The 12,282-nt window shown below is 66.9% G+C and carries 10 protein-coding genes; 6 read left to right on the top strand and 4 right to left on the bottom strand.

What is annotated here, in order from left to right; genetic code table 11:
* Nucleotides 1-779: 779 nt before the first annotated feature.
* From Q1L50_RS00855 to Q1L50_RS00840, 4 genes are all read right to left on the bottom strand, one after another.
* Nucleotides 780-1,406, bottom strand: a complete 627-nt coding sequence (locus Q1L50_RS00855) for a ParA family protein (protein ID WP_300335218.1) — start codon at nt 1,404-1,406, stop codon at nt 780-782.
* Nucleotides 1,403-2,737: a TAXI family TRAP transporter solute-binding subunit gene (locus Q1L50_RS00850; protein WP_300335217.1), complete on the bottom strand. Its 1,335-nt coding sequence runs from the start codon at nt 2,735-2,737 to the stop codon at nt 1,403-1,405. The genes Q1L50_RS00855 and Q1L50_RS00850 overlap by 4 nt, the downstream gene beginning before the upstream one ends.
* On the bottom strand, nt 2,737-3,711 hold the full coding sequence (locus tag Q1L50_RS00845) for a quinone oxidoreductase (protein ID WP_300335216.1): 975 nt from the start codon (nt 3,709-3,711) through the stop codon (nt 2,737-2,739). Before Q1L50_RS00845 ends, Q1L50_RS00850 begins: the two co-directional genes overlap by 1 nt.
* Before the next feature lie 227 nt (nt 3,712-3,938).
* Nucleotides 3,939-6,131: a UvrD-helicase domain-containing protein gene (locus tag Q1L50_RS00840; RefSeq protein WP_300335215.1), complete on the bottom strand. Its 2,193-nt coding sequence runs from the start codon at nt 6,129-6,131 to the stop codon at nt 3,939-3,941.
* Between the two features lie 289 nt (nt 6,132-6,420).
* Between Q1L50_RS00840 and Q1L50_RS00835 the strand changes: the two genes are divergently transcribed.
* From Q1L50_RS00835 to Q1L50_RS00810, 6 genes are all read left to right on the top strand, one after another.
* The gene (locus Q1L50_RS00835) at nt 6,421-7,209 is read left to right on the top strand and encodes a FecR domain-containing protein (protein WP_300335214.1); all 789 of its coding nucleotides are present in this window, start codon (nt 6,421-6,423) and stop codon (nt 7,207-7,209) included.
* Between the two features lie 96 nt (nt 7,210-7,305).
* The gene (locus tag Q1L50_RS00830) at nt 7,306-9,096 is read left to right on the top strand and encodes a CHASE2 domain-containing protein (RefSeq protein WP_300335213.1); all 1,791 of its coding nucleotides are present in this window, start codon (nt 7,306-7,308) and stop codon (nt 9,094-9,096) included.
* Between the two features lie 67 nt (nt 9,097-9,163).
* Complete coding sequence (locus Q1L50_RS00825) at nt 9,164-9,856, top strand: DUF599 domain-containing protein (RefSeq protein WP_300335211.1); 693 nt, start codon at nt 9,164-9,166, stop codon at nt 9,854-9,856.
* Nucleotides 9,857-9,860: 4 nt separating this feature from the next.
* Nucleotides 9,861-10,748 carry an EamA family transporter RarD gene (gene rarD, locus Q1L50_RS00820; RefSeq protein WP_300335210.1) on the top strand — a complete coding sequence of 296 codons (888 nt, stop codon included), beginning with the start codon at nt 9,861-9,863 and terminating at the stop codon, nt 10,746-10,748.
* A 182-nt stretch (nt 10,749-10,930) separates the two neighbouring features.
* Nucleotides 10,931-11,548 (top strand): MliC family protein, encoded by a 618-nt coding sequence (locus Q1L50_RS00815; protein WP_300335208.1) that lies wholly within the window; start codon nt 10,931-10,933, stop codon nt 11,546-11,548.
* A 102-nt stretch (nt 11,549-11,650) separates the two neighbouring features.
* Nucleotides 11,651-12,277 (top strand): LysE family translocator, encoded by a 627-nt coding sequence (locus tag Q1L50_RS00810; protein ID WP_300335207.1) that lies wholly within the window; start codon nt 11,651-11,653, stop codon nt 12,275-12,277.
* Nucleotides 12,278-12,282 lie beyond the last annotated feature (5 nt).

Below are 12,282 nucleotides of genomic sequence, written 5' to 3'. Positions count from 1 at the left end.
GAGCGGCGCAAACGGTCACCTCACGGCTTTCGGCCACTTCCCGGTTTTTGTGGCGCCAACATCGGCGGTGCAAGTGACGCTGCAGACGCAATTTTCATCATCCGGGGTGGCTGCCGTCAACAGCCATGACCGTTAGTCAGGCGAGCTGGCGTGGATCGAACTTACATTGATAGACGGGGCTGGACTCGATTACGGTCATGCATAGCCGTTCTGTGCCGAGTTCCAGCGCGCGTCGCTCAGCCAGCATCAAGCACTTCTCTCTTCGTGGCCTGGACTGCGCTCGGGCACCGACAGCTGCAGCGGCAAGGCTTTTCGCGCGAACGGGAAGCTCTGGGCGCACCGGGCGCCCAAATTGCATACGACAATCATGTAATACGGTAGCTGCGGACGCGTTGCTTCTTGTGACGGGCCGTGCAGTCGCATGGGCGACCCCTGCGCCAACACCACCGTGGCGGCGGCAAACACCAGCGTGATAAGCAAGCGCGCACGAATGGTGGATCTTGATTATCGCGAACAAGACTTTGTCGACCGAGGATCGGCGGCGTTGCGAAGAGCAGCTGCACCAAGGAAGCTTCCCGACTCGCATCGAGGTCGCGGCCTCTTCTTTGGCGGGTGCCACTCTTGCGCGGTGATCCGACAAAGACTCCCAGGAATGCGGAGCGGTATCCGCGTCACGAGTGGTAATCCTTGGGCAGTTGCCGGTGGATGACTGGCAGAGCCTTCAGCGTCAGGTCCTTGAACGTGGACTGAATCCAGGGCTTGCCCGCTGTGCCCGCCGTCTAGCTGTTATTGACCCAGTCGATGATCGGCTGCCACTGTTCGAGGTCCTTGGCCGCGCGTGATGGCGAGAGGTCGAACATCGTCATGCCGTTCAGGGTGGTCTGCACATAGAGCTGGGTGTTGCGCAGATAGGTGAGCACCGGCAGGTCGAACTTCTCGAGGAAGCGCTCCAGCTCGGCGGCAGCGCGGGTACGCGGATCGACCCGCATGCCGACCACGGCGACGAAAGCGTGCTCGTTGCGGACCGCTTTCTCGGCGAGCAGGGCTTCGAGAAAATGGCGCGTCGCGAGCATGTCGAACAGCGACGGTTGCACCGGGACGAGCACCCGGTTGACGTGCTTGACGACGTTGTCGAGCGCCTTGCCGTGCAGCGCCGCTGGCGTGTCGAGGACCACGTGCGTGGTGCCCTTCGGCGGCCGGGCGGTCTTGCCGGGTTCGATCTCCCAGCTGCGAATGGCCGGCAGCAGCTTCGGCCGCAGGCGCAGCCACTCGCGAGACGACTGCTGGCGGTCGACGTCGCCGAGCATCACCCGTTGGCCACTGCGGGCCAGATGGCCGGCCAGGTTGATCGCCAGCGTCGATTTCCCCGAACCACCCTTTGGATTGGCAATCAGGAAGGATTTCATGCGTGATTGTCCTTGTCGTGGGTCGTGCCGAGATGTCGCAGCTTGTCACGAACCAGGTTGATGTGCTCGCGCAAAGTGTAAAGCAGATCGGTATAGCCCAGAGGGATATTGCGTGAATAGGCGTCGTCCTCGATGCCGTCGAGGCGACGGACGTACTCGTCATGGCGCGCCGGCTGGTAATGGTTGCGCAGGTCGTTTTCGAGGAACTTCAGGTCGCCGTAACAACGGAAGATCCGCGACCGCACGCGCCAGCTGTAGAGCGCCGGCGCGAACTTCAATAGCGGCAGCGACAGCATCACCAGCGGCAGCGCCATCACGAACAGCCGCTCGACCAGCACCGCCAGCCAGAAAGGCAGGTAGCGCTGCAGAAATGGCGGTCCCGACTTGTAATAGCGCCCGGCGTCGTCCGACAGGACCAGACTCTGGTCCTTGTACGCGGGAAACTCGCCAGCGTGCTGGAAGAAGCCGCTCTTGCCGTTGACTTCGGTCATCGCCTGCAGCACCAGGTTGGCCAGCGCCGGGTGCAGATCGTCGCGAACGACGACGTTGGCGGTGGTTGCCAGCAATACGGTATCGCGCGGCGGCACGTCGCTGACCAGATTGACCACCCCGCGCGGCAGGACGATTTTCGACAGGAAGGGAAAAAGCCGCAGGTAGGCGTCGGCCTGGCTGAAACTGAGCAACTGCAGACCCGGCGAGCGCAGCAGCACCTGCACCACCGGCGCTTCCTGCGCGGCGACGATGAACACCGCGTCGATGCGGCCCTGCTGCAGCGCTTCGGCCGCGTCGAGGCTGCCCATCGCCAGCAGCTTCGGGCTGTCGGGCGGGATCTCGTTGGCCGCGAGCAACTGCAGCGCCAGTCCGCGAATGCCGCTCCCTTCCTCGCCGACGGCGATCCGCTGGCCGGCCAGCTGATGCAGCCTGGTGATCCGCCGCGGGCCGCGATAGAAGACCCACACCGGCTCGTAGGAGACGCTGCCCAGCGAACGCAGGTGACTCGATTCCGGGTCGTCGGTCGGCGGCAGGATGCCGCCCTGGACGAAAGCGATGTCGGCTTCGTCCTTGTCCAGCCGGGCGAGGTTCTCGAGCGAACCCGCCGAGGTCATGATCCCGAGGGTGATCCCCTTGGCGGCCAGCAACGGCGCGTAACGTTGCGCATAGGCAAAGTAGGCGCCGGCTTCGCTGCCGGTGCTGATGGTCATTCTGCGCGGCGGCTCGGGTTCGACGAACTGATAGGCGACGACCAGGCCGATCGCCGTGATCAGGACGATCGGCCAGGCGGTGGCCAGCAGGTAGCGGACAGCGACCAGCCTGGCGCGCAGGCGCTCCATCAAGGCAGCAGGATCGTCGATCCGGTAAGCTTGCGTCCGGCCAGGTCACGATGTGCGCTGGCCACGTCGGGCAGTGGGTAAGTCTGGTTGACCTCGATCTTGACCTTGCCGGAACCGACGACATCGAACAATTCGCTGCCCAGCGCGACCAGGTCGGCACGCCTGGCGGTGTAATGCATCAGGGTCGGCCGGGTCAGGAACAGCGAGCCCTTTTGTGACAGCAGCAGCGGGTCGAAGGGCGGCACCGGGCCCGAGGCATTGCCCAGACAGACCAGCATGCCGCAGGTCCGCAGGCTGTCGAGCGAGCCGGCGAAGGTGTCCTTGCCGACGCCGTCGTAGACCACCGCGACGCCTTCGCCGCCGGTGATCTCGCGCACCCGCGGCGCGAAGTCCTCGCGGCTGTAATCGATGATGTGGTCGCAACCGTGGGCCAGCGCCAGCGCCGCCTTGGCCGGGCTCGAGACCGTGCCGATCACCGTCGCGCCCAGCGCCTTGGCCCACTGGCAGGCAATCAGCCCGACCCCGCCGGCGACGGCGTGGATCAGCACCGTGTCGCCGGCCTGTACGCGGTACGTCCGGAGCAGCAGGTAGGCGCTGGTCAGGCCCTGCAGCATCATTGCCGCGGCGGTGCGCGAACCGATCGCCTCGGGCAGTTTGAGCAGCCGGTGGGCGGGCAGGCAGCGCAGCTCGCTGTAGGCGCCGACCGGGCCACCGGCGTAGGCGACCCGATCGCCGGCACGCACTTCGCTGACCCCCTCGCCGACCGCTTCGACGACTCCCGCCGCTTCGAGGCCGAGTCCGCTCGGCAAGGGCAGCGGATAGAGGCCGCTGCGATGATAGACGTCAATGAAGTTGAGCCCGACCGCCTCGTGACGAACCCGCGCCTCGCCGGGCGCCGGGTTCCCGACCTCGACCTCCTCCCAGCTCATCGCTTCGGGCCCACCGGGGTGGTGGATACGGATGGCAAATGGCATGACGATCTCCTTCAATGGTCCAGCGTCACAGTCTAGTGCGGTGCCCGCTTATTGAGCAAGCGCAAAAAAGACCTGTTGTGGAGGTCACTTGCGGGGCAAAGCGACACCCTCTTGCACAGACTTATCCACAGCAACGGTGGGTATCGAACGGTCGCCGCCGGATTTCGAGTCCATTCGCGGGACCGCGCGGGCGTTCGCCAGGAAACTCCGAGGTGATCGCTGATCGCTCACGCCGGCGTCAGCTTGGCGTACTCGAGGGCCAGCCACTTCATGCCGCTGGCGCCGAAATTGACCTGGACGCGGGCTTCGACACCGGCGCCCTCGGCGGCGACGATCACTCCGAGACCGAAGCGTGCATGACGGACGTTCTGGCCGATCCGCAGGCCGTTGGCTGCTGGCGCCTGTTGCCAGCCGGCGCCAGCCGCGGAGCGGGTTGGCGCCGCTGGCGCGCTGGCGGTCCCGCTGTTGATCTTGCGCAGCAGTTCCACCGGCAGTTCGTCGAGAAAGCCCGACGGCAGGCAGTAGCGGGTCTGCCCGTGCAGCATCCGCGTCTGCGCGTGCGTCAGATAGAGGCGGTGGCGCGCCCGGGTGACGGCGACGTACATCAGGCGACGCTCCTCCTCCAGGCCATCGCGTTCCTGCGCGGCATTTTCGTGCGGGAACAGACCCTGTTCGAGGCCGGTGATGAACACCACGTCGAACTCCAGGCCCTTGGCGGCATGCACGGTCATCAACTGCACCGCTTCCTGCCCCTCGCCGGCCTGGTGCTCGCCGGCTTCGAGAGAGGCGTGCGCCAGGAACGACGCCAGCGGGCCGCCATCCGCGAGCTCATCGCCGGCGGGCCGGGACTGCTCATCCTCGTGCAGGAAGCTGGTCGCCGCGTTGATCAGTTCGTCGAGGTTCTCGAGCCGGTCCTGGCCTTCCTTTTCGGCCAGATAGTGCTGGCGCAGGCCGCTTTGCTCGATGATCCGGTCGATCACTTCCGGAAGCGCGAGGTCTTTCGCTTCGCCGCGCAGGGTTTCGAGCAGCCGGATGAAGCGGGCCACCGCCGCGCCGGCCTTGCCGGCCAGAGCCGCTGCCGCGTTATAGAGGCTCGAATTGGTCCGCTGAGCGCTTTCCTGCAGCGCCTCGATAGTGCGATTGCCGATCCCGCGGGTCGGGAAATTGACCACCCGCGCGAATGCGGTGTCGTCGTCCGGGTTGGCCAGCAGGCGCAGGTAGGCGAGCGCGTGCTTGACCTCCTGCCGGTCGAAGAAGCGCAGGCCGCCATGGATCCGGTACGGTACGCCAAGCCTGACCAACTCGTGTTCGAGGACGCGCGACTGGGCGTTGGAGCGATAGAGCAGCGCGACCTGCTGCCGTGACACGCCTTCGCGCACCAGTTGGGAAATTTCCTCGACGATGAAGCGCGCCTCGGCGATGTCCGAATAGCCCTCGAAAACGCGAATCGGCTCGCCGGCGCCGGCTTCGGTCCACAGATTCTTGCCAAGGCGGCCGCTGTTCTGCTTGATCAGCGCGTTGGCGGCGTCGAGGATATTGCCGTGCGAGCGGTAGTTCTGCTCCAGCCGGATGACGTTGGGCAGCTCGAATTCGCGCTGCAGGTCGCGCATGTTGCCGATCTCCGCGCCCCGGAAAGCGTAGATCGACTGATCGTCGTCACCGACCGCGAAGATCCAGGCGCCAGCCGCGGTCGCCGGCGAGCGGGCGCCGCCGCGGCCGGCGAGCAGTTTCAGCCAGGCGTACTGGAGGCGGTTGGTATCCTGGAATTCGTCGACCAGGATGTGCCGGAAGCGCGCCTGGTAGTGCTGGCACAGGGGTTCGTTGCGCTGCAGCAGTTCATACGAGCGCAGCAGCAGCTCCGCGAAATCGACCACCCCTTCACGCTGGCACTGTCCTTCATACTCGGTATAGAGCTCGATGCGGCGGCTGGTATAGCTGTCGTAGGCCTCGGCCTGGGTGGCGCGAATCCCCTGCTCCTTGTGCGCGTTGATGAAGTGCATCAGCTCGCGCGGCGGAAACTTCTCGTCGTCGACGCCGAGATTCTTCAGCAGGCGCTTGATTGCCGCCAGCTGGTCGGACGAATCGAGAATCTGGAACTGCGCGGACAGGCCGGCCTCGCGGTGGTGCGCGCGCAGGAAGCGGTTGCACAGGCCGTGAAAGGTCCCGATCCACATCCCGCGGGTATTGATCGGCAGCAGCGCCGCCAGGCGTGCCTGCATTTCCTTCGCCGCCTTGTTGGTGAAGGTCACCGCCAGCACGCCCTGCGGCCCGACCTGGCCGGTCGAGATCAGCCAGGCGATGCGGGTGGTCAGCACCCGCGTCTTGCCGCTGCCGGCACCCGCCAGGATCAGCGCGTGTTGCGGCGGCAGCGTGACGGCAGCCAGCTGTGGCGGATTGAGATGAGCGAGCAGATCAGACATGAGTCACGATTCCCTGGCGAGGCAAGCGCGATTATAGCCGGCGTGGCTGTCGCCCCAGGGCGCTACCGGCGATGCGCAGGCCACGGTGGACCAGGCTGCTGTTTGTCTTTACCGCCCGCCCTGAATATACTCCGGACGTGGTATCTCGATTCCCTGACTGATCGCCGCTTGGCCGGCAGGGAGTTCCAGGCTACTCACCCTGGCCTGGATCCACTCGACTCGCGCGCTGCCCCGGTGTGCTGCGAGCCAGGCGTTGCCAGGGCTGAACCGCGGAAGGGAGAGCATTCACATGGACTCAGGCACCTCGAGAAACACCCCCTCCGACCGGTCCACGCTGCTTCGCTGGTGCCGGTCTGGCACGCTGCTGGTGCTCGGGCTAGTCCTTGCCGGCTGCGCTTCGACGACCCTCAACGTCGTCCAGGACGGGCAACTGGTCAAGGGCAAGGCAATTGCCGGGGTCGATGTCATCCACCGGGGAGTCCGCGCGCAGCCGAAGAACGACATGCCGGTCGAGCCTGGCGATGAAGTCGAGACCGACGCGCAATCGACCGTCGTGCTCAGCTACGCCGACGGCGCCAGAGTCTACGTGGAGCCCGGCACGCGTGTCCGGCTGGGATCGATCTTCGTCTACTTCGGCGAGGTGCTGGTCAAGGTCAAGGGCTACTTCAAGGTCCAGACCGAATACGCCACCGCGGCTTCGGAGGGTACCGAGTATCTGGTTCGCGTCGAGCCGGAACAGCGGGTCACGGTCATTGTCGCCGACGATCGGGTCGGGCTGACGTCCAACAGCGGGCGCTGGACCCGGACCTCGCTGGCGCCCGGACAGGTGGCGTGGGTCGCGGGCCCGGCTCTGATCGACGTCGGGCGCGCGAATCCCGCCGAAGTGGAGCGGATCCGCACCCGGATCAGCGATCTCGACAAGCTGGTGCCCAACTACTCCAACCTCGGAACGGCAGCGCTGGTCGGCGGAATCTTTGCCATCGGCGTCGGCGCGGCGTCCAGCAAGGGGTCGCTGGACGAACATGAGAGCCCGCGGAAGCCGCGGACACGCGGCTCGTCGCCGAAGGAACCGCAATGATCAGCGGACGCGACCGGCCGTGCCCGAGGCGGCGCGCGGCCGCCAGGTCGGGTTCCGAGCCGGCGCCGGGACTGGCCTGAACAAGGCGCTTCGCCAGTGGCGAAAGACCCGCCCCGGCTGTTCATCAGCTATCGCCGCGAAGACAGCGTCGCCTGGGCCGGACGGCTCTACGATCATCTGAGCGGGCACTTCGGCGCCGACCGCGTGTTCATGGACATCGGCCAGATCGCGCCCGGCGACGATTTCGTCGAAATTCTCGAGGCCAGGATCAACGCCAGCGACCTGGTCATCGCGCTGATCGGCCCGGCCTGGCTAAGCGCGCACAACGCGCAAGGCCGGCGCCTCGATCAGCCCGACGATTTCGTCCGTTACGAACTCGTCGAGGCACTCAAACAGGGCAAGCGGGTGATCCCGGTGCTGGTTGGCGGCGCCCGCATGCCGGACATCAAGGAACTGCCGGCGGCGCTTGGCCCGCTCGCCCGCCATCAAGCGCAACCGCTCGACGACACGCGCTTTCAGATCGACGTAGACACGCTGATCCGCAGCATCGAGCACCGGCCGTCGCTGCTCGGCCAGTTCGCGCAACTGATGAACAGCGAGCGCCTGCGCAAGTGGCAGCGGTACAGCGTCGCCAGCGCCGCGCTGTTGATGGCCTTTCTGGCCTGGGTGCAGTTGTTCGACGCGCTCGGAATCGATACCCGGATCGAGAGCTACACCATGGCGCTCGGCGACCTGGTCGCCAGCGTACCGGTCAGCGACCGTATCGTGATCGCCGGCTTCGACGAGAAATCGGAAGCGCGGCTGGGCCCGTTCGGGCCCGAGTGGCGTCGCGAGCACGCCCGCGTGATCGACCGGCTGGTCGCCGCCGGCGCCCGGGTGATCGTCTTCGACATTTACTTCGAAAAGCCGAGCGCCGGCGACGACGAACTGATCGCGGCCATCGGGCGCGCCCGGCAGCGCGGAACGCAGGTCATCGTTGGCGTCAATCGACTGCTCGACGGGCAGCCGGCAGCACTTCCCGGCCTCGCCGAAGTGGTCCGGGGCTGGGGCCTGCTGTGCGTCGGCGGCCGCCTCGGTTATGCCTCGGTGGCCCCGATCGCGGTACTCAAACTCGCCGCCCCGGCTACCGACACAGCCGAGGGCGCCGCGAGTGGTCGCGTCATCGGCAAGTTCAGCGCCATCGGCACGCTGGCAGTCGGCGGTACGACGCTGGCGGTGGACGACCAGCGGCGCGAACTGACCGTTGTCAGCGACGCCGGCCAGACGCTGTGGCGGGGGCCGCTGCAGCCGGTGCGGCCACCGGTCGAACGCTCGGGTCAGGCGCGCAGCGATTGCCCGCTATTGACCGCCGGCGACGAGGCCGCCGAGACGCTGATCCGTCTGGCGCCAATCGAGGCCTGGCGGGAGCCGGCGCGCCGCCTCGATTACGAACAGATTGCCGGGCCCGCGGCGACGATCACAGGCGGACAGCTGGCCGGGAAGATCGTCCTGGTCGGCGACGGCCGCGCCGGCAGCGACGAATTCCGCGTTCTCCGCGGCGTCGGTTCGGAACTGCGTCATGGCGTCGAGTTGCACGCCGACCTGGTGAACAATCTGCTCCAGGGGGTCCATGTTCGCGGTCTCGATCCCCTGCCGCAGGGGCTGCTGATGGTCGCCATGGCCGCCGCCGGAGGCTGGCTGCGCCTGTTCAGGCCGGCGATGCGGCCGCTGCAGCGGCGTCTGCTGGTCGCCGCGGGGGTGCTGCTGTATCTGGCGCTGACGATCCTGATCTATGCCCGGTACGGCCTGCTGTTCAATACCGCCTACCACCTCGGCGCCTTCCTGCTGACCTACTGGCTGCTCGGCAGGCTGGCCGCGTCGGGAACGGCAGGCGGCCCTGCCGACTGAGCGGGCGGGGCGCAGCACCACTGGCGCCGGGTCGTGCCGGCGCCGCATTCTGTGGCAAGATGGCCCGATGCGCGCACTGCAGCTTCTCTCGATCGTCGACTGGCTGGCCCTGTCCGTCTTCCTGGCTTGCTGGACCGGCTACACCTGGTTCTCCGAGCACAGCCGCTGGGCCTGCAAGGGGCTGATCGGCAGCGCTCATGGTTACCGGATCGAATGGGCCTACCGGATGCTGGAACGTGACATCCGGGTCACCGACTCGACCTTGATCGGCAACCTGGTGACCAGCGTTTCGTTCTACGCCAACACCACCATCTACATCATCGCCGGCCTGGTCGCCGCCCTCGGCGCGGCCGACCGGCTGCTGAACTTCACCGCCGACCTGGCGCTCGGTGGCGCGAGCAGCCGCGAACTGCTGGAGATCAAGCTGCTGCTGGTACTGGGCAGCTTCGTCTACGGCTACTTCAAGTTCACCTGGGCGCTGCGCCAATTCAACCTGCTGTCGATCCTGGTCGGCGCGGCGCCGATCGGTCAGCGCGGCGAGCCGGAGATCGACGGCTACGCCAGGCGGATCGGCGGGGTCAACAACCTCGCCGGTGATGATTTCAATCGCGGCATCCGCGCCTACTACTTCGGCCTGGCGGCGTCCGGGTGGTTGCTCAATTCGACCGTGCTGGGGCTGCTTTCGGTGATCATCCTGGTCGTCCTCTATCGGCGGGACTATCGCTCGGCGGCACTCGGCATCCTGCGCCGTGAGTCCTGAGCAGGTGAATCGCAATCGCCGGCTGGCCGGCATCGGCTTCGGGCTGCTGGCCTACGGCATGTGGGGCTTCTTCCCGCTGTTCTTCCGGCAGCTGTCGGACGTCTCGCCGATGGACGTCCTGAGCAACCGCGCCGTCTGGGCCTTCGTCCTGGTCGGCCTGCTGCTGACGCTGCGCCGGCAATGGCCGATGGTCGTCGCCGTTTTCAGGACCTGGCGCCAGCTGGCGATGCTCAGCGTCGCCGCGCTGCTGATCGGCACCAACTGGCTGGTCTTCCTGTGGGCCGTCGCCAACCGGCAGGTGATGGCCTCCAGCCTGGGCTACTTTCTGACACCGCTGGTGAACGTCCTGCTCGGCCTGCTGGTACTCAAGGAACGGCTGAACCGGCTGGAGTGGCTGTCGGTGGCCCTGGCGCTGCTGGCGATGGTCAACGAAATCGTCGCCCTCGGCAGCCTGCCGTGGGTTTCGCTGGTCCTGGCCACCACCTTCGGCACCTACGGACTGGTGCGCAAGCAACTGCCGGTCGACGCGATCTCCGGCCTGTGGCTGGAAACGCTGGCGATGCTGCCGGTATGTGGCCTGTACGCGCTGTGGCAGGCGCGGCACGGCCATGCGGTGTTCGGTGGCCATGACCTGCGGACCACGCTGCTGCTGATCAGCGCCGGCGCGATCACCGCCCTGCCGCTGATGGCCTTCGCGGCCGCCACCCAGCGCCTCGATCTGGTCACCGTCGGGATGCTGATGTACATCAATCCGACGCTGCAGTTCCTGACCGCGGTGTGGATCTTCGGCGAGCCGGCGCAACCCGCACGGCTGCTCAGCTTCGGCCTGATCTGGCTCGGCCTGCTGGTCTTCAGCGGCAGCGCCTGGGGCAAGTACCGCCAGCCAGCATAGCCCGAGCGGCGCCGCGGCGTGCTGGCGGCGCGTCGCCAGACCGACAGGCACTTGTCAAGACGCGCCGCGCGAGCGGACAATCAGGCTTCGCTCTTGTCGTGCATGCACGGACATCAAGCTTGGAGCGACCACTGATCGGGCCATCCGGGCCAGCGAAGATCCAGCGCAGCGGGAGAAGCACCATGAACGCCGATCGATGCAGGACCCTGATCACCGCCGCGGCCATCGTCCTGGCGCCGGCCTGCTGGGCCAGCGTCCCGGCACCGGCGGTCGTCCAGACGGTCGACTGCCGCGAGGCGACGACCAGCAGCATTGAAGAACTGGTCTGCCGGGACGAGGGGCTGGCGAAGCTCGACAGCAAGCTGGCCGGAGTGCTCGCCGAGGCCCAGCGCAAGGCGGTCGACGAACGCCAGCCGGGGCTCAGGACGGCGCAACGGCGATGGCTCCGCGAGCGCAACGATTGCTGGAAGAGCACCGCTCGGCGCGAGTGCGTCGAGGACAGCTACCGCCGGCGAATCGCCGAGTTGCAGGCCAGGTATCGGCTGCTTCCCGGCAACGGTCCGATCCGCTATCGCTGCGACGGCCGCCCAGCCAGCACGGTCAGCGTCACCTTTTTCAAGACCGAGCCACCGACCCTGATCGCCAGGCGTGGCGACCGGACGGCGCTGATGTTCGTCCAGCCCAGCGCCAGCGGCATCAGCTATCAAAGCCGCAACGAGTCGCTCTGGGAACACCAGGGCGAGGCGACGATCGTCTGGGGGCGCGGCACGCAACCGCTGCGCTGCAAGCCAGGATCGTGAGCGCTGCTGCCGGCAATGATCGGCATCGGTGGCGTGCTGGCGCCAGCCAGGCCGCCGCTTCCAGCGGCTTGACGCCGGCTCGGTCGCGACCGGGAGGATGGTATGCCTGAAGCCTCCTGGCTGCTGTTCACGGTCTCCTCGCTGGTCCTGATCACGACTCCGGGGCAAGACATGATTCTCGTCATGTCACGCTCGATCGCGCAGGGACCGGCAGCCGGCATCGCCACCGCCGCCGGCGTCAGCGTCGGCCTGGTGGGCCATACGCTGCTCGCCACCCTTGGCCTGGGCGCCATCCTGCGCGCTTCCGAGCTCGTCTTTCTGGGGCTCAAGCTGGTCGGTGCCGCCTACCTGGTCTACCTGGGCATCGGCCTGATCCGCACCCGCCGTGCCGAACTCCTGGTCGGCGCAGCGACCAGGCGCTCGCTGGCGCGCCTGTTCGTGGACGGCGCGTTTTCCAACATCTCGAACCCGAAAATAGCGATCTTCTACTTCGCCTTCCTGCCGCAGTTCGTCCTGCCCGACGCCGCCCGACCGACCCTGACCATCTTCGTCCTCGGCCTGCTGTTCGCTCTGCTGACCTTCTGCGTCAAGGGCCCGGTCGGTCTCTTCGCCGGCCTGCTCTCGGGCTGGCTGCGCGCGCGGCCGGCCGCCCTGGTGTGGCTGTACCGGTCCAGCGGCATCATCCTGCTTGGCCTGGGGGTCCGGCTTGCTCTCGAGCGTCGGCAGTGAGCCGA

Origin of the sequence: Accumulibacter sp., assembly GCF_029255145.1 — a bacterium.
GTDB lineage: Bacteria > Pseudomonadota > Gammaproteobacteria > Burkholderiales > Rhodocyclaceae > Accumulibacter.
Note: the sequence above shows the minus strand (reverse complement) of the source record. Positions and strands in the feature narration are given on the sequence as shown.